Genomic DNA, 16919 nt, shown 5'->3' with positions numbered 1-16919 from the left:
TACAGGCTCTTGGAGGGTTATGGCCTGATCCGGCCAATACTGCGTTGGAAACCAATCTCACCATAAGTCTGAGGGCGAAAAATATGGGAGTTTTGGGTAGGCATATCAAAAAAGGGCTGCGGGAGCGCAAGAACAACTCTCTGGTCCTCAATATGGCCCCTGAGCAGGGTCGAGAGCCTGTCTTCCTCCCTCGTTCTGGGAAAATCCGTCTGCGGCCGACACGCTCCACGCTTTTGATTATTGTCTGCAAGAAGATTTGCAGAGCCCGAATTAGGGCAGTGATGCTCGAAGGTGGATTAGCTAGTCACTAGTCAAGAATGAGATCCAGGCCGTCTCGTACTTCGCCATTTGGAAGATGGCAGTACACCTCCTTCGGTTGGACCTCCAATCGCCAACCCAAGCGGGTGCAGTCCGCTCTGTCCTGATCAAGGGTTGTCATGCGATGTTGTGTATTGGCATAAGAGGTAACGATCAAAACAACAAAAATAGCCATGACTATTCTCATATTGACCTCATTGACAAACAACTACCGCCAGGACGGCGCAGAAAGTGAGCACGCAAGTGTTACACAGGATGCGGACGGTTATAACCGCAGGGAGCTTTCTGGAAAGGGCAATTAATGAATCGCAATCTAGCTAGATCCCGCTGGCTTCGTGCACGAGGGTGCCATCAAAGCTGCAACTTGCGCCATGATAAAAGGTACAGCCGGAACCCTCTTCGATTTGCAACGTATACTTATCGCTGAATTTGAAGTTCACTTTGCAGAGTTTGCTGTTTAGTACGGATTCGGCTTCTGATGCGATGAAACCCTCATTGGGAATCGATAGCGTTCCTGCATCGGCCTCGATAGCGATTTCCCCCTTGAGACCGCCGCCGCAACCGGGCCGCTCGCCACTGATGGGGACTGTCGTGGAAATTTCGACCGAATAGCGATTGCCAGAGAGATGGGTCAGGTCGGCTGTGAGGGACTGCCCTCCTTCGCTTTCATAGCGCCCCGCGTGATTGTTTTCTTCGTTCTGAGCAAGAGCCGGTATGATCATGAGTGCCAGCGATGTCGCTATTACAGTGCATTTAAACATAGAACCTCCAATGATAATGATCTGCCAGACTGATGTTGATTCCGTGCCAGAGGCATCGGGTTGTAAAGGGATTCAATCCAGCTCGTACGGCATTTGCGCGGATATCTTTTTGGCTGACATTGTAATCGAAAAAAACTCATCTCCATGCTCGCGTCTGACAGCCTCTTTAAGGGAATCGTCACCGAAGTCGCGAAAGCGTTCCATTTTGGCGCGAGGGTAGTAGCCTTCCCAAAAGTACCGGGTATCTGTGCCTTCAGCGGCAATGAGATTCGCAGGAAGGCTCATAATATGGGTTGTACTGACATTGTCGGCATTCGCCTTGAACGATGCACTGACATTCGTCAGTTTCCAGTGGCAGACATCGCGGCCGTAATAACTTTCATCAATGAGCTGGTCGGCATAGACGATGCCTCGATAGGTCGTGTCGGATATTTTAGTCAGCTTGATTTCCTGATGGCTGGTAACACGGGAGATTGTGCCAGCCAGACGAATTGATTTGCCGCAGCGGGCATAGTTTTCAGCATCATATTGAGCGCCGGCGGTGACGACTTTAAATGGACCGGGAGCTTCAGCAAGGGTGACTGTGAATTCATAGCCTTGCGACGGTGCCGGGTTGAGTGCAGGCTGATCCGAGCCTGCGGCTTGAGCCGGTGTAACGACAGACACAGCCACAAGAGCCAAGGCAGCCGCGCAGGTGACGCGGACAATAAATCCAGAATCGGCGATATGGTGGTGCGCAGACGAAATAGCGTTGATCGAAATTACAGCCAAACTCTTACAGCTCCCGCTAAGTGCATGCAGCACATCGAATACTTCTCGCAACGGACCACAAAAAAAATGTTAGCGCAACGCAAAAGCGATGGCAGGCACTATCGCTACTATGTTTGTTCGATCAAGGCGCGGCGAGCATATCGTCGAACTGAAAAAGCGCAGCGTGTCGATATTTCCGAGCGAGAGGTGTTCATAAAGGGGTCGAAAGACGAGCTATTGCGGATATTTGTTGTAGTAGGTAGCGGGAAATTGACCGGTTCAGCAGTGCTCTGTTCTGTACTGAAATGGCGGAGGGGGTGTCCGAAGAACTCCTGTTTGAGTTTGTCCGTAATTGTTCAACAAATCCCATAAAACATAGGTTTTAATAGCCTATCTGTCTATCTGTGTTTGTCATTATGCGCTATAATCCCTAACTCAAGTTAGGGGTAAAGGTGGGGACGCATGGCAAGGGCAATTAATAAGCTAACAGATGTTCAATGCAAAACTGCCGCTATTGCTGGCAGGATTAGTGATGGTGGCGGCCTTTACCTGCATGTGAAGCCATCAGGTGCAAAGTCATGGGCATTTATATGGAAGCAAGGCGGTAAGCGCTATGAAACCGGACTTGGTTCATATCCTACTGTCAGGCTTGCAAGGGCGCGAATAATAGCCGCCGCTTATCGACAGATGGTTGCTGATGGCCTCAACCCAATTGATGAAAAGAAAAAAGAATCTGAGCCAACATTTGGTGAATGCTGTGATTTATTTTTGAATGCCAAGCTCGATGAGTTTCGTAATGAAAAGCATAAGGCACAATGGCGTTCAACCCTCGAAACTTATGCTGCTTCAATAAGGCCTAAACGTGTTTCTTTGATTGATACTGATGACGTTTTAAAGGTACTTGAACCAATCTGGCAGGAGAAGAATGAAACCGCTTCAAGGCTACGCGGACGGATTGAACGGGTGTTAGATTTTGCAAAGGCTAAGGGGTGGCGGCAAGGTGAGAATCCAGCTTTATGGCGTGGGCATTTAAAGTCAATCCTTCCTGCTAGGCAAAAGCTTAGCAAAGGGCATCACGCTGCAATGCCATATGAGCAGCTGCCGAATTTTATGGGCCTTCTTGCAGGTAAAGATGCAATGGCTGCACGTGGCTTGGAATTTCTTGTTTTGACGGCTGCCAGATCGGGTGAAGTGTTAAATGCCAGATGGGATGAGATCGAATTTAAAGGTGCTATTTGGACAGTGCCAGCGCATCGCATGAAGGCTGGTAAGGAGCATAGAGTCCCCTTGTCTTGTAAAGCAATTGAAATTCTTAATTCCCTGCATGCATCTCGAACTTCGGAATATATTTTTGCAGGTCAAAAGGCGGGCAATCCATTATCGAATATGGCGTTTGCAATGCTAATGCGCCGTATGAATTATCAAGATTTTACGGTTCACGGTTTTCGTTCGGCTTTTCGTGATTGGGTTGGTGATGAGACCGCATTTCAAAGAGAGGTTGCAGAGCAGTCTTTAGCGCATAGAGTGGGTGATGCAACTGAACGCGCATATCGTCGTGCGGATGCACTTCAAAAGCGACGCGAGTTGATGGAAGCTTGGGCTAGTTATGTTTGCGCTAACATTTGTTAGATCCCTGAAGGTACGGTAAATGAACGATGATATGAAGGCGTTAGAGGACAAGCCGCTGCGAGGCTGGCATGTCGAAGCGATAAAATGGCTGCTAAGTGAGGTGTCGGCTGCGGGTGTGGAAATTCCTGAAAAGTTCACTTCTGATCAGCCTTCTGCCAATAAAGCATGTCGTGATTTAGGCCATGAGTTATCAATCGCTTTCTCGCTACCTAATATCTATCCAGAGTTAGCAAATGACTCTAGACAGAAAAAACGACAGGAAAAATTGAAACAGTTAATATTGCATCTTAGTAAGGCTGCGAATATCCTGAATGATGATTTAATCTTGCGCGGACGCTTGTCTATTCACCTTCAAATGAACAAAGCGACTGATATTGATATCTATGAGATCATTGACCAGATTTCTCTTCTTGAGAAAAAAGCGAAGGATGAAGCAAGTTACAGTGATAAGAATGGTTTTTTAATCCTTGATGAGCTGAGTGGAGTTAGTCAACAAAAAATGATTTTAACTCAACTTTCGGATATTTATGAAAATAACTTTAAAGTAAGTAGAAATTATTTATTAACAAGGACTTGGGAGAATTTAAAAGGCCCGTTCATCGAATTTATTGCTGCGTCTTATATTTTAGCTGATTGGAAGCCCCTTAATGGAGCGGCCATTTATAAGGCTCTTGATAGAGCAGGACTTCTAAAAAAAGAGACAAGCATTTAAAAAATATAATTTGCTGTCCTTTTGTTCTCATGGATGCAGGTAAGTATTCTTAGGTCGTGTACAATCAAAAAGGCACGATTTAATGAAACCAGAACAACGCATAGCACTCACAATTCCTGATGCCGTATCATACAGCGGTATTGGACGATCTAGCCTGTATAAGCTTTTTTCAGAGGGTAAAATTGTGCCCCGCAAAGCAGGCAAACGAACCCTCATTCTCCGTAGTGACTTAGATGAATTTATTTTGAATTTGCCAAACTCACAACAGTAACCAACGCCGAGTATCGGGCGAAGGTTGCTATTGGTAGATGTGTAAGAACACTATCTTAGTATGTTTCGCTCGACTCGCAATAGTTGAGCTAAAAAATGAAAATTACTCAGTTAGCTAAACAAAAAATAAGCCTTTGCTTCCATAGTTATCAGCCGTGGCGCATGGTCGATAGGTTTAAAAATAATCATGCCCTCTATGTCATGCGCTCTCATGTTTCACGAGTAGAGACAGAAGGGAGCGCAGCATGAACACCAGCGCCCGAACAATCACAAAAGCACTGAACGGACATTGGCATGGCCGTTATGGTATTTGCCTTTGCCCTGCCCATTTCAACACCAAAAGTCCAGCCCTGAGTATTTCAGATGGTTATGATGGACGACTATTGCTGCGCTGTCATGCAGGTTGTGACTTTCTGTCCATATTGGAGGCGCTCAAATGTTTAGGGTTGGTTGCAGGATCGAGCAATTATGCGCCTCCGTCAACTGAAGAAATGGAGGTGCACCGTCTTAAAGAGTTGGAAAAAGTCAAACGACAGGAAGCGCGAGCGCTTCAGTGTTGGAGTATGACGAAGCCCCTTCAAGGTACTTTGGCAGAAACATATCTACGTTCCCGAGGCGTAACTTGCCTCATTGGGGATATTCTAAAATTTCATCCTTCTTGCTGGCATCCTAGCGGACAGCAGCTTCCAGCAATGGTGGCGCTGGTCGAGGGCGCTGAAAGATTTTCAATACACCGGACATATTTAAGTGCTGACGGCATGGGCAAGGCTCTGGTTGAACCTGCCAAGGCAATGCTTGGTTCTGTCTCTGGTGGCGCTGTACGGCTCTCTGGTGGGACTGACAGGCTGATTGTTTGCGAAGGCATAGAAACTGGCCTTTCGCTTCTTTCTGGCCTTGTGCGAGGCTCCGTGTCTGTCTGTGCGGCCTTATCTACTAGCGGCATGAAAGCTTTGTCTTTGCCGGACAAGCCCGCAGAGTTGACCATTGCAACCGATGGCGATGATGCAGGACGGCAAGCCGGACATTCGCTTGCAGAGCGTGCCTCTGCGCTTGGCTGGCAGGTTTCAATGCTTCCTGCACCTGACGGCCGTGATTGGAATGATATTCTTACCATGAAAGGGGGGCTGCATGAGCGCGCTCGAACCTATCCCGTTTCAGCCTGAAGGCCCCCAACCTTTAATGCGTGAGATACCTTGCGGCCAACCTTTCCCAGTCGACGCACTGGGGCCATTAAAGGCGGTGGTCGAGGCTGTGCAAGATATTTCACAAGCCCCTTTTGCAATTGCGGCACAATCGGCGTTGTCCGTTGCGTCTCTAGCTGTTCAAGGGTTCGCAGATGTCGAAACATTAGGCGGGGATGCTCCCTGTTCACTATTTTGCCTAACTATTGCCGAAAGTGGAGAGCGTAAAAGCACCTGCGACCGGCTCATGATTGGCGGTTTGCGAGAATACGAACGTACCCGTGGCATAGAGCATCTTAAAGCCTATAGCGAATGGGAGAAGGTGCATAAAATTTGGGCAGAGAAACGCAAACGACTGATTACCGAGGCTGCTGGGAGCAAGGCTGATAAAGCTTCAACTGCTGAAATTGAACTTTTGGATATGGGGCCAGAGCCAAAAGAACCATTATATCCGAATGTCACGGCAATGGAGCCAACTTTTGAAGGCTTGTTGAAACTTTACCAAGTAGGCCGTCCTTCTCTTGGATTGTTTTCTGATGAGGCAGGCGGGTTTATTGGTGGGCACGCTATGAATAGCGATAATAGACTGAAAACGATGGCTGGTCTTTCAAGGCTCTGGAATGGTGAAGCTATCGACCGCACACGTGCTGGTGATGGTGCTACAATCTTTAGGGGGCGCAGACTGGCTGCAAACCTCATGGTGCAACCAGTGGCGGCAAGACCGTTGCTCTCGGATCCAGAAGCATCAGGACAAGGCTTTCTTGCTCGCTTTTTAATATCTGAGCCGCAAAGTCATATCGGTCTGCGTTTGCGGCGTGGGTTTAACGACGGAAGCAAAGAAATTATCAGCAGGTTTTCAGACCGACTACAACAAATTCTAAATTCGCCGATGCCAACGAGTGAGAACCCTCAAGAGTTGGCGCCTATTCACTTGCCGTTGTCAGGCCCAGCAAAAGAACTACTTTGGCGCTATCATGAGTATGTTGAGAAGCGGCAAGGAACTGGGCAAGAATTTGAACAAATCAGAGCTTATGCAAGCAAGGCAACAGAACAGGCCGCACGAATTGCGGCTGTTTTGACGCTATGGGAGAATTTGAATGCACCAGAAATATCAGCCCTAGTTATGGGACATGGCATTACGCTGTCACAATATTACCTTTCAGAGGCAAAGCGCCTTGCTGATGCCGGAGCAATCTCTGCTGAAACGGACAAAGCTGAGGTATTGCGCAAGTGGATTTTGGAAAGCTGGCCGCACGATGAAATTATACCGAGTGATGTTGTGCAGTATGGCCCAAACCAATTGCGTGAAAGTCCAACTGCCAAAGCTGCTTTAACAATTCTTCAAAAACACGGATGGCTCGTTCGGTTGCCACAAGGTGCTGTTGTACAGGGAAAAGCACGAAAAGAGGCCTACAGAATTGTGAGAGCGCAACATGAAGTTTGAGGTTCAAGCTGCTCTGGATGAAATTTTAACTGAAAGCTTTGCACCTGCTATTTCCGCTAATCCCGCTATTCCACACCTCAAGTTAGCAGGAATAGCTAGAATAGCAGCATGGAGCGTACAAACTGAAGATATTGAGTTTGACACCAAGGCAAGGCATGATGACCATGAAGTCTACGCCGAAGCTTTGCGCATTCATGGCCCTATGGTTGAACGCACCCTTGCATGGCTGGGCCGTTGCCGCAGATTGGTCAAAGACTTCGAGAGAACCATCGCTTCTGCTGAAGCGTGGATTTATATCGCAAATATCCGCATGCTTACAAGGCGCATCGCAAGATGCTGATAGAAATGAATTTTTTATGATTCAGCCTCGGAGCAATTTACAGTGCGTGGCATTCATCAAAAAGGCTGGGCTGGCTTAACGGATATAGAAGTTGTGGCAATGTCGGTTGAGTTGCTGGTTGAAACTAGGCATTGCAGAAAGGTCCATAAGCAGCCTAATCAGAACGGGGGAAGGCCAACAGATAGTTATTGTTGGACCCTCTTTTGCAGAAATTATAAACTGTAAAAACTTAGAAGTTCAACCTTCAAAACCCTCAAAACTATCGCGCAATTAGTTTTTGAAGGTTTTGAGTGTGGTGCTTTGGTGTTTATAGTGAATTTATATTTTAGTTACATCTAACTGTTGGGGTTGGGCCAGGAACTTGCGAGCAAGTTATTGATTGCTGTGTAGGTCTAGAAGCCGCTGCTCTGTAATAGTTATTGGACATATTCTGCATTCCTTCAGAGAAGGCTTGCGCTGCTTGCTGGCCTCTAACTGCATTTTGTTTTCTTTGGTAAGCTTCACGGCTTAGCTCGGTACGAAAGCAGTTGTTGTAAGCCTCCGTTAATGGTTTTAAGCCGTGTTTCTCGCATATAGCTTGCAGTTTTTTTCCTAGTTCAATTTTTTCTGCATAGCTCATAGCCTCTATGGGCTTTGTCTGACACCCTGAAAGTATAGTGCTAATAAGTAGTGTTGCGAATATTGATTTTAGTAGTGCCATTGCCCCGCTCCGCTGTTTTTTTTATTGCGGGTTAATTTAGGTGATTCCAGTGCCATAGCAATGGGGTGTGTATAGCTAGTTTTCAATTATAGCGTATTCCGTCATGATGGTTCTTCATTGCGCTACCAGTACGCGCGCGTGCGCGAGGGGGTATGGCTGGCATCATTAAAATGCCAGTTAGGGATAAAGGTAGGGATGAACTAGATGTGATTTATAATTTATTAATTAAAACAATGGCTTGCGATTGTATAATGGCGGAGGGGGTGGGATTCGAACCCACGGTACGGTCTCCCGCACGCCGGTTTTCAAGACCGGTGCCTTAAACCACTCGGCCACCCCTCCTCAGGCAAATCAGCCTGAAACGCACTGTGATGGCGAATGAAGGCTACATACAGGCACTCTTGTCGTTTCGTCAATCGCCTCCGCTTAAATTATTGTGCTTGTTTGCAAATAATTGTTGAGGCCGGATGATGTTCTGTACCATCATGCAGGCAATCCCGAAATTCAGAACCATTCCCCTTTGATATGACTGTTCTGACGAAAGCGCACAGGAAATCTCATGAGCCTTGAAACTGTGAAAGCCTTTTTTGCTGAAAAAGCACCGGATGTGCAGGTTATTGAGCTGGAAACCAGCACTGCAACAGTTGCTGAAGCCGCTGCCGCTCATAATGTGGAGCCTGCACAAATCGCCAAAACACTTTCACTCAAACTTGGTGAAGATATTATTCTGCTTGTTGCTCGCGGTGATGCACGGCTCGACAACCGCAAGTTCAAAGATCAGTTTCAGAACAAGCCGCGCATGCTGGATTTTGATTCTGTTTTGGAGGCCACAGGTCATCCTGTCGGCGGGGTCTGCCCTTTCGGTGTTGCTGAACATTTGAAAATCTATTGTGACGTTTCGCTGAAAGCCTTTGAAGAGGTTTTGCCTGCGGCCGGTGCTGTTAACAGTGCTGTGCGCATTAATCCGCATCGTCTGGCCGAACTGACCAATGCAAAATGGGTGGATGTGTGTCAGTAAGCCTCTGACAGATATTGCAAATCTCTTGCGGAATCAGCAATTTCGCTTCGGCTGAAGTCAAAATTACGGCCTGTAAACGGTCACCGAAATGTGACTTTAAAACAAGGGCTGTGCAAAATCACTAAAACATGATTAATTTTAGTGACTTTAATTTCAAAACAGGACTTCATATTTATTCAGAATAGTTCTAAACTGCGCTCATGTTTTTAGCAGCGCCCTGATGCGCTGCGGGAAAGGACCTGAAATGCGTCTTACCAGACAGACCAATTATGCTATTCGGATGCTGATGTATTGTGCAGCAAATGAAGGCAGTCTCAGCCGTATTGCTGAAATCGCCAAGGCCTATACGGTCTCGGAATTGTTTTTGTTCAAGATTTTGCAGCCGCTCGTTGAAAACAACATTGTCACAACAGTACGCGGACGCAATGGCGGCGTGAAACTCGCCCGCCCTGCTGCGGAAATTTCGCTGTTTGATGTGGTGCGTGTGACTGAAGATAATTTTGCAATGGCAGAATGCTTCGACAGTGACAGTGAGTGCCCGCTGATTGACAGCTGTGCGCTGAATTCTGCTTTGCGCGAAGCACTGAATGCTTTCTTCACAGTGCTTGGCAAATACAGCATTCAGGATCTGATTGATGCACGGCCGAATGTACGCAAGCTGCTGGGTATTGATGAGCTGGAAGTCCGCGCAGTCGCTGCGGCACACTAGAGCATTTCACAGTCAAGTTGGATCAACTTGACGCCCGTGATAATGCGACCAAATAAAAAATCTAGAGCGAGCACTATGATTCAATCCGGACATAAACCGCTCTAATCCCGTTTATCCATGAATTTTAAAAGCCCTGAAACATCAGTTTCAGGGCTTTTTTATTTTAACCGAATACCGAATGCGGCAGCACAAAAGGCTGACCGGCAGGCGGTGCGACACCAACCTGCAACGGACATTCATAGACCCGCAGCAAACGGTCATTCGTCAGTGTGTTTGCCACGGAGCCGCTGGCATCTATTTCACCATTATGCACCATCACAACATGATCTGCATAAAGGGCTGTCAGATTAAGATCGTGCAGAATCGTAATGACACCGCCGCCTTTGGCCGCAAAATTACGGGCAATATCCATCACCACAATCTGATGGCGGATATCAAGACTGGAGACGGGTTCATCCAGCAGCAGGAAGCGTGGCTGACCATCGAGCACCGGTTTCCATACCTGACACAGCACGCGCGCGAGTTGCGTGCGCTGCTGCTCTCCGCCGGAAAGCTCCTGATAATAACGGCCGCCGAAACCGCTCAGATCGACCAGCTCCAATGCCTGATCCGGCAAACGGATTTCTTCCGCTGCCGTCAGGCCGGAACGACCGCCGGTCAGGCCGAGATTAACAATCTCACGCACAGTAAACGGAAAGGACAAAGCGCTGTTCTGAGGAAGCACTGCACGGCGTTCAGCCATCTGCCAGGGCTTATAGGTTTCGAACAATGCACCATCAAGCAGTGCCTGCCCCGTATAAGGCAGATCGCCTGAAAGTGCACGGATCAGCGTTGTCTTGCCGGAGCCGTTCGGCCCGACAATGGCTGTCACCTCACCGGGTTTAGCTGCGATATTAACATTTTTCAGAATGGTTTTGCCGCTGAGATGAACGGCCAGATTTTTTGTTTCTATCATGATTACAAGTCCAGCAAACCACGGCGACGCAGCAAAATCCAAAGGAAGAACGGAGCACCGACAAATGCAGTGACAATGCCGATCGGGATTTCAGCCGGAGCAACAATAGTACGGCTGACAGCATCCGCCAGCAGCAGCATCGAAGCGCCCAGCAATGCAGAGGCAGGCAGCAAATAGCGGTGATCGGGCCCGATGGAAAGACGCAGCAGATGCGGCACAACAATGCCGACAAAACCGATGCCGCCACTGACTGCAACTGAGGCACCGGTGGCTGCGGCTACAAGAATGATTGCTGTGTTTTTAATACGCTGAATTGGCAAGCCCAGATGATTGGCTGTCGCCTCACCCAGAGCCAGAGCATTCAATCCGCGTGCCAGAAACGGAGCCGCAAACAATGTCAGCGCAATAATCGGTCCGGCAGTCAGAATTTTAATCCATGTGGCACCGGCCAGCGAACCCATCCCCCAGAAAGTGAGATCGCGCAGCTGTCTGTCATCCGCAATATAAACCAGCACTCCGCTGAAAGCGCCGGTCATGGCACCAAGCGCAATACCGGCAAGCAGCATTGTGGCAATTGAAGTTCTGCCTCTGCGCGTGGCAACACGATACAGGATCAGTGTTGTCGTCAGGCCGCCGATAAAGGCTGCCAGCGGCAATGTATACATGCCGAGAAATCCGAGTACCGGTGCAAGGAATGTACCACCTAAAACAATAACGACAATCGCACCAAGGCTGGCGCCGGAAGAAACGCCGACCAGTCCCGGATCAGCCAGAGGGTTGCGGAACAGACCCTGCATTACCGCGCCAGAAACGGCCAGTGAAGCGCCGATCAGAATGCCGAGAATGATGCGCGGCAGGCGGATATCCATAATGATGATATGATCGCGCTGCGCTGTAATATCATCAGGATTGATCTGTGAGGAGAACAGGGATTTCAGCACCGACCAGCTTGATGCCTGCGAAGCACCGGCTGTCAGGCTGAATAATGCAACAGCCACCAGCAGAACCGCGAGAAGTGCTATCAGAATACGCGCCTGACGCGAACGGTCACCTTGCATGACAGCTGCGCCTTTACCGCTCTCAGCAGGCTTTATCGCATTTGAGGATGCCGCGACTGTATTGCGTTTGGCAAAGTGGGAAGCAGGCATATCGCCAACAGTATCAGTCAAAATCTTATGCTTTCCGTTTCAGCCATGCAGCAGGCAAATCGAAAAGCTGCTGCGAATGTGAAATTTGATGAAAACACATTCCGGCAGAAGACAGCTTCTTACCTTTTCAGAATGCGTTACCCGCTGCCGAATAATTTTCCGGCAACGGGCTGAACCAATTCAATGTCTTATTGAACAGCCTTGCCATAAAGGCCTTCTGCCAGATCACGCGCGGCTTCAGCAGCGCGCGGCCCAAAGCCGAGCAGATAGAGCCCGTCCATGGCCAGAATAGCTTTATTGCGACCTGCCGGTGTGGCAGCCAGCGCCGGATTGGCAAGCAGATCCGAATAATCATTCGATGCTTTATCCGGACCGGTATTCATCAACAGGATCATGTCCGGAGCAGCTTTATCAAGCGCTTCATCGGTCAGCTGTTTGTAGCCCTGAAATTCGTCAATCGCGTTGATGCCGCCAGCCATCTTAATCATGCCGTCAGCCGCAGTTTCCCGCCCTGATGCCATGAGGCGTCCGCCTTGACGGGAGAGAATAAACAGGACACGCTTTTTCTCAGTGATTTTGCTGGTGGCGGCCTCAACAGCCTTCAGATCAGTGCGAACTTTTTCCGCCAGAGCCGCGGCTTTATCCTGAGCACCTAATGCCTGTCCCACAGCATTGATTTTATTGGTAATGCCTTCAGCGGTATATTGATCCTGCACAATAATCATCGGCACAGAAGCGCGTTTCAGCACATCCATAGTTTCCGCGGGGCCGCTGCCTTCAATCACCAGCATGGCTGTCGGTGCAACAGACAAAATACCTTCCGATGAAAGCTGACGCATATAACCGATATCAGGGAGTTTTTTGACTGTTTCCGGATAAATACTGGTACGGTCGCGGGCAATAAGCTTGTCTTCAAGACCCAGCGCATAGATGATTTCTGTCAGCGCGCCGCCAACGCTCACCAGCCGTGTTGTATCCGTAAAGGTTTTGACCTCTTCTGCCTGTGCAGGTGAGATCATACCGGCGACCGGCAAAACGCCTGTGGTGGCAGAAAGCAGACCGGCAGCAAAAGCTGCAACCAAACGATAAGACCTGATCCGGGATGAAAAAAGAGTGCTGCGGGCAAAAGACATTGGTCAATCCGAGACTGTTCCGGCCAAAGATAACTATCCTGACCGTCATTGATAATACTCACCGCCAAGGGAGACAGCGGGCAATTTTAAAAATGAGCCATGCAGAGCGGTATAAACCACCCTGCATGGCTTTCAGATATTTCAGGCTGCGGCGGAACGTGCCAGACGCGGCAGTGCCTCAACCAGCTCGCGCCAGTCTGTGCGCTCTGCTTCACCTTCGTGACGCTCGCCAAAGAACTGGGCAATCATTTCGCCCTGCTCGTCATAGGCTTCCAGCGATGTCACATGGCCGTCTTTGGTAGGCTTACGAACAGCCCAAACGGTGTGAACGTGGTCGGTGCGGAAATGCATATGGAAAGTCGGGTCCATAACATTGAGCCACGGACCCATCATTTTGATCTCTTTAACCGGGCCGGTATGGATCTGAATGCAGCCGTTATTGCCGACAAAAACCATGATCGGCTGACCGGTTTCGGAAACCGTATTCATCATGCTTTCAACCGTACCGGCTTCCAGTTCCCAGGCGAATTCTTCACCGGCCAGCTCAACAGCCTGTTTGCGGCTGACAGCGTAATCACGCAGGATCATCACGAACTGATGTACGTCAGTCATGTTTGTCCAGCGCTCACGGAAGCCGTTTACATCAACTGTATCAATGTCTGTCGGCTCTTTTTGCGTTGCAGCTTTGGTTTCAACTGTCTGGCTCTGATCGTCCGAGCGCAGCTGAGCAACCAGTGCTTCATAGGCGGCCAGATCAGATGCATCGCGCAGATGGATTTTGTGAACTGCATCACCGGCCTTGTTGAAGAACTGCAATGAGCGGCGGATGTTATTTTCGCTGTCAGTTTTCTCTACAGCAAAACCATAGGCCCAGGCTTTCGGGAAAATACGCAGATCGATCTGCTTGCCGAGCACGAGAGACGCATGCGGTCCGACGGATACTTTTTCATAAGGTCCGATTTTTTCGTGCACAACGCTTTCATTGCGGGTCAGCGCCATAACTTCGCCGAGTGTGGTTGCGCCGTTCAGAATTGCAGCAATGTCCACATTCAGGCGAATAGCAGATGTGCCGACATGGGCAGCAACATAATCAGCCTCGGTAATACCATGAGCCTGAGCAAAGTCCCTCTCACGGGATTTCGGATTTTCACTGCGCAGACGCAGGATATCATGCGGTGTCAGGGACTGAGAATGTGTTTGCGTTGCAGTCATTATTATACGCCTGTACCGACCACATCCGCCGGATGCAGTCTATTAGTGTCATCGTCAAATCCGGCTTTTCAACAAAACTGCCGGATCAGTTTATCGGCGCCTTCTGGCCCCCGTTGCATCAATGCAACCATCCTGTTTATTTTCAGGAAGTTTTCTTGACACAAAATATCATATTAATTATTGGAAGCAATAGTGGACTTTAAGAGTCATATTAAAAATCATGTGATTGTCCATAAACTTGTGTGGAAAAACAGAGGATATCTGGCCTCCGCATAGTACAGAATTGAACCTGCACCAGCCGGATCAGGGAACTCGCAGATCAGTACGGAAAAGCTGCTGATTGTTGCTGAGAACATTTTTCCGATGCAAGCGCCAAGGTTCCGAACGCAATTTTAATGCCTTGCTTGCCCCGCCAATAAGCGGCAACGATGCGGAGACTTTCAATGCAGCAGCCTTCCAACCTCTCCAGATATCTTAAAATCGGTCTCGGCAGCACGGCTATCAGCCTTGTGGTAATAGCTGGCGCAGCCAATGCCCAGCAGGCACAGGCTCAGACTGCAAAACCGGCTGCAGAAAATGCATCCGGCGACGTGCAGCTCAACACAATCAACGTTAAAACCGTTAATCCTCAGGATATTACATCCCGTCCGGCACCGGTCAGCACAATCTCCAAAACCGAAATCAAGCTGAACGGCCGTGAAAAACTGGATACGGTTCTGCGTGAAACTCCGGGTGTGTTCACCCGTATTAACGGCTCCAATCCGGGTGTTGCAGTCAATATTCGCGGCTTTGAAGGCTCCGGCCGCGTGAATATGATGATCGACGGTGCGCCGCAGACTTTCCGCACCACGGCACATGATGCTCAAGGTTACAGCTATATTGATCCGAATCTGCTGTCCTCCGTTGATATTACCCGCGGTGCAGTGACCACTGAAGGCGGCAGCGGTCTTGCCGGCAGCGTTAATTTCAAAACACTCGGCGTTGATGACGTATTGATGGAAGGCAAGGACAAAGGCGTTCTCGGCCGAGCATCATGGGGCAGCAACGGCGTCGGCTTCTCTGAAATGCTTGCCGGCGCGATGCGCGTCAATGAAGTGGGCATTGTTGCCGCTCTCAGCCGCCGCGATTCCAATGATTATAAAAACGGTGACGGCATCACCCAGAATAAAACCGGTCAGGAAATGACTTCCGGCCTGTTCAAAACAGAATTCGGATTTGCCGAAGATCACAAGCTGACACTTGGCGGCGTGATTTATAACAATAAATATGGCACATCGCAGACGAATTTCATGCCTGTGCCGCCGACAATTGACTATGATCTGCTGCTGCAGAACCGTACATTTACAGCCAATTACGCCTACAAGCCTGTCGATAATGATCTGATTGACCTTGCGATCAACGGTTATTTCAACAGCACAAAACTGACTTATGTCGGTGGCAACAGCCCTACTCTGTCGAGCCTTGGCCGTGAAATCAAAAATGAATCCATCGGCTTCTCGGCCGCCAACACTTCCCGTTTCACAGTCAATGATCTGTATATCGACTGGAAATACGGCGTTGAATACAATCACGACAATACCGGCGGTGTGAAAGTCGGCGTTAATCCGGTTGATTCAAGCATGAACCGCGGCGCAGCCTTTACTCAGGTCGAATGGAATTACGACCGCCTTCAGGTTCTGACCGGTCTGCGTTATGACTTCTACAAGCTGGACGGTACAGCCGATAGCGGTATTCCGGGCTTTGAAGATAACGGCATGTATTCCGCCAATCAGTCCAAAGGCTTATGGAACCCTAAAGTTACACTCGCTTACAATGTAACTGACTGGCTCCAGCCATATGTGACCTATTCGCAGTCAATGCGCGCGCCAACATTGCAGGAAACAATGATCGGCGGCACGCATCCCGGCGGAACAGCATCCAGCTATGTGCCAAACCCTTATCTCGCGCCTGAAGAGCAGCGCGGCTGGGATATCGGTCTGAACATGAAGCATGATGATCTGATTACCACAGGCGACACAATCCGTTTCAAAGCCAATTACTTTGATATGGATGTTAAAAATTATATCGCAGCGCAGCGTAATACGACTTTCAACAAGCTGCAGTTTGTTAACCTGCCGGGCACATCCCGCGTGAAAGGTCTTGAACTCGAAACACATTATAATTCCGATTATGTGTTCGGCAGCCTTTCCTACACCCATAACAAGTCTGACCTGCCGTCGCAGACACCGGGTCTTGGTGCAAGCCAGTATCTGCCGGATGATGTTTTTGCGGCGACCCTCGGCGGTTATTTCTTTGATAAGAAGCTCTCTGCCGGTGTGAAATATTCCTATGTTTCCAGCGGTCTGGTTGCTGCTGCAGATGCACGGGGCAATTTGCTGCCTCCGACAAAATCCGACTCCTATGATCTGGTAGACATTTTCGCGACCTATAAATTCAATGAAAATGTTGACCTGTCCCTCAAAGTCACCAACCTGTTTGATAAAACATACACACCGGCTCTCAGCACATCGGGCTCCGGTCAGGGTCGTACATTCGTTGTCGCCACTCAGTTCCAGTTCTGAGTTGAACCGGATATAGAAGATAATGCAGCGCGCCCTTCGGGGCGCGTTGTTTTTTTCAAAATCCTGTTGAAATTCCGT

At 49.0% G+C, this 16919-nt stretch carries 15 protein-coding genes, 1 tRNA gene and 1 pseudogene; 9 read left to right on the top strand and 8 right to left on the bottom strand.

The window, feature by feature from the left end:
• Positions 1–635: 635 nt before the first annotated feature.
• The gene (locus LDL70_RS06705; RefSeq protein WP_225687935.1) at positions 636–1040 is read right to left on the bottom strand and encodes a hypothetical protein; all 405 of its coding nucleotides are present in this window, start codon (positions 1038–1040) and stop codon (positions 636–638) included.
• A gap of 111 nt (positions 1041–1151) precedes the next feature.
• Complete coding sequence (locus LDL70_RS06700; protein WP_225687933.1) at positions 1152–1850, bottom strand: hypothetical protein; 699 nt, start codon at positions 1848–1850, stop codon at positions 1152–1154.
• 441 nt (positions 1851–2291) lie between these two features.
• On the opposite strand from LDL70_RS06700, the gene LDL70_RS06695 reads away from it, so the two are divergent.
• From LDL70_RS06695 to LDL70_RS06670, 6 genes and pseudogenes are all read left to right on the top strand, one after another.
• Positions 2292–3458 carry a site-specific integrase gene (locus LDL70_RS06695; RefSeq protein ID WP_225687931.1) on the top strand — a complete coding sequence of 389 codons (1167 nt, stop codon included), beginning with the start codon at positions 2292–2294 and terminating at the stop codon, positions 3456–3458.
• Positions 3459–3477: 19 nt separating this feature from the next.
• The gene (locus LDL70_RS06690; protein ID WP_225687929.1) at positions 3478–4170 is read left to right on the top strand and encodes a hypothetical protein; all 693 of its coding nucleotides are present in this window, start codon (positions 3478–3480) and stop codon (positions 4168–4170) included.
• Positions 4171–4252: 82 nt separating this feature from the next.
• Positions 4253–4441: a helix-turn-helix domain-containing protein gene (locus LDL70_RS18045; protein ID WP_225687927.1), complete on the top strand. Its 189-nt coding sequence runs from the start codon at positions 4253–4255 to the stop codon at positions 4439–4441.
• A gap of 244 nt (positions 4442–4685) precedes the next feature.
• On the top strand, positions 4686–5603 hold the full coding sequence (locus tag LDL70_RS06680) for a toprim domain-containing protein (protein WP_225687925.1): 918 nt from the start codon (positions 4686–4688) through the stop codon (positions 5601–5603).
• The gene (locus tag LDL70_RS06675; RefSeq protein ID WP_225687923.1) at positions 5569–7065 is read left to right on the top strand and encodes a YfjI family protein; all 1497 of its coding nucleotides are present in this window, start codon (positions 5569–5571) and stop codon (positions 7063–7065) included. Before LDL70_RS06680 ends, LDL70_RS06675 begins: the two co-directional genes overlap by 35 nt.
• A gap of 202 nt (positions 7066–7267) precedes the next feature.
• Positions 7268–7405, top strand: a pseudogene (locus LDL70_RS06670) (IS5/IS1182 family transposase); the annotation flags it as partial.
• A 325-nt stretch (positions 7406–7730) separates the two neighbouring features.
• On the opposite strand, the gene LDL70_RS06665 reads toward LDL70_RS06670, so the two are convergent.
• The gene (locus LDL70_RS06665; RefSeq protein WP_225687921.1) at positions 7731–8105 is read right to left on the bottom strand and encodes a hypothetical protein; all 375 of its coding nucleotides are present in this window, start codon (positions 8103–8105) and stop codon (positions 7731–7733) included.
• Between the two features lie 252 nt (positions 8106–8357).
• A tRNA-Ser gene (locus tag LDL70_RS06660) sits at positions 8358–8447 on the bottom strand.
• A gap of 217 nt (positions 8448–8664) precedes the next feature.
• Here LDL70_RS06660 and LDL70_RS06655 point away from each other — a divergent pair.
• The gene (locus LDL70_RS06655; RefSeq protein WP_022712104.1) at positions 8665–9123 is read left to right on the top strand and encodes a YbaK/EbsC family protein; all 459 of its coding nucleotides are present in this window, start codon (positions 8665–8667) and stop codon (positions 9121–9123) included.
• Between the two features lie 244 nt (positions 9124–9367).
• Positions 9368–9832: an iron-responsive transcriptional regulator RirA gene (rirA, locus tag LDL70_RS06650; RefSeq protein ID WP_022712105.1), complete on the top strand. Its 465-nt coding sequence runs from the start codon at positions 9368–9370 to the stop codon at positions 9830–9832.
• A gap of 163 nt (positions 9833–9995) precedes the next feature.
• Here rirA and LDL70_RS06645 read toward each other — a convergent pair whose 3' ends face one another.
• From LDL70_RS06645 to LDL70_RS06630, 4 genes are all read right to left on the bottom strand, one after another.
• Positions 9996–10787, bottom strand: coding sequence for a heme ABC transporter ATP-binding protein (locus LDL70_RS06645; RefSeq protein WP_225687919.1), 792 nt, complete (start codon positions 10785–10787; stop codon positions 9996–9998).
• Between the two features lie 2 nt (positions 10788–10789).
• On the bottom strand, positions 10790–11845 hold the full coding sequence (locus LDL70_RS06640) for an iron ABC transporter permease (protein ID WP_225688436.1): 1056 nt from the start codon (positions 11843–11845) through the stop codon (positions 10790–10792).
• A gap of 278 nt (positions 11846–12123) precedes the next feature.
• Positions 12124–13017: a hemin ABC transporter substrate-binding protein gene (locus LDL70_RS06635; RefSeq protein ID WP_225687917.1), complete on the bottom strand. Its 894-nt coding sequence runs from the start codon at positions 13015–13017 to the stop codon at positions 12124–12126.
• A 192-nt stretch (positions 13018–13209) separates the two neighbouring features.
• The gene (locus tag LDL70_RS06630) at positions 13210–14280 is read right to left on the bottom strand and encodes a hemin-degrading factor (protein WP_225687915.1); all 1071 of its coding nucleotides are present in this window, start codon (positions 14278–14280) and stop codon (positions 13210–13212) included.
• Between the two features lie 443 nt (positions 14281–14723).
• Here LDL70_RS06630 and LDL70_RS06625 point away from each other — a divergent pair, with 443 nt between their 5' ends.
• A complete protein-coding gene (locus LDL70_RS06625; RefSeq protein WP_225687913.1) occupies positions 14724–16841 on the top strand; it encodes a TonB-dependent receptor domain-containing protein in 2118 nt (705 codons plus the stop codon).
• Positions 16842–16919 lie beyond the last annotated feature (78 nt).

This window comes from Pseudochrobactrum sp. XF203 (assembly GCF_020341615.1).
GTDB lineage: Bacteria > Pseudomonadota > Alphaproteobacteria > Rhizobiales > Rhizobiaceae > Pseudochrobactrum > Pseudochrobactrum saccharolyticum.
This window is presented reverse-complemented; position numbering and strand designations above follow the sequence as displayed.

What these genes read in the sequence shown, in the direction of transcription:
- LDL70_RS06655 (WP_022712104.1), top strand. Translation starts at nt 8,665, where the DNA reads ATGAGCCTTGAAACTGTGAAAGCCTTTTTTGCTGAAAAAGCACCGGAT.
- LDL70_RS06680 (WP_225687925.1), top strand. Translation starts at nt 4,686, where the DNA reads ATGAACACCAGCGCCCGAACAATCACAAAAGCACTGAACGGACATTGG.
- LDL70_RS06705 (WP_225687935.1), bottom strand. Translation starts at nt 1,040, where the DNA reads ATGATCATACCGGCTCTTGCTCAGAACGAAGAAAACAATCACGCGGGG.
- LDL70_RS18045 (WP_225687927.1), top strand. Translation starts at nt 4,253, where the DNA reads ATGAAACCAGAACAACGCATAGCACTCACAATTCCTGATGCCGTATCA.
- LDL70_RS06640 (WP_225688436.1), bottom strand. Translation starts at nt 11,845, where the DNA reads ATGCAAGGTGACCGTTCGCGTCAGGCGCGTATTCTGATAGCACTTCTC.
- LDL70_RS06625 (WP_225687913.1), top strand. Translation starts at nt 14,724, where the DNA reads ATGCAGCAGCCTTCCAACCTCTCCAGATATCTTAAAATCGGTCTCGGC.
- rirA (WP_022712105.1), top strand. Translation starts at nt 9,368, where the DNA reads ATGCGTCTTACCAGACAGACCAATTATGCTATTCGGATGCTGATGTAT.
- LDL70_RS06675 (WP_225687923.1), top strand. Translation starts at nt 5,569, where the DNA reads ATGAGCGCGCTCGAACCTATCCCGTTTCAGCCTGAAGGCCCCCAACCT.
- LDL70_RS06665 (WP_225687921.1), bottom strand. Translation starts at nt 8,105, where the DNA reads ATGGCACTACTAAAATCAATATTCGCAACACTACTTATTAGCACTATA.
- LDL70_RS06630 (WP_225687915.1), bottom strand. Translation starts at nt 14,280, where the DNA reads ATGACTGCAACGCAAACACATTCTCAGTCCCTGACACCGCATGATATC.
- LDL70_RS06695 (WP_225687931.1), top strand. Translation starts at nt 2,292, where the DNA reads ATGGCAAGGGCAATTAATAAGCTAACAGATGTTCAATGCAAAACTGCC.
- LDL70_RS06690 (WP_225687929.1), top strand. Translation starts at nt 3,478, where the DNA reads ATGAACGATGATATGAAGGCGTTAGAGGACAAGCCGCTGCGAGGCTGG.
- LDL70_RS06645 (WP_225687919.1), bottom strand. Translation starts at nt 10,787, where the DNA reads ATGATAGAAACAAAAAATCTGGCCGTTCATCTCAGCGGCAAAACCATT.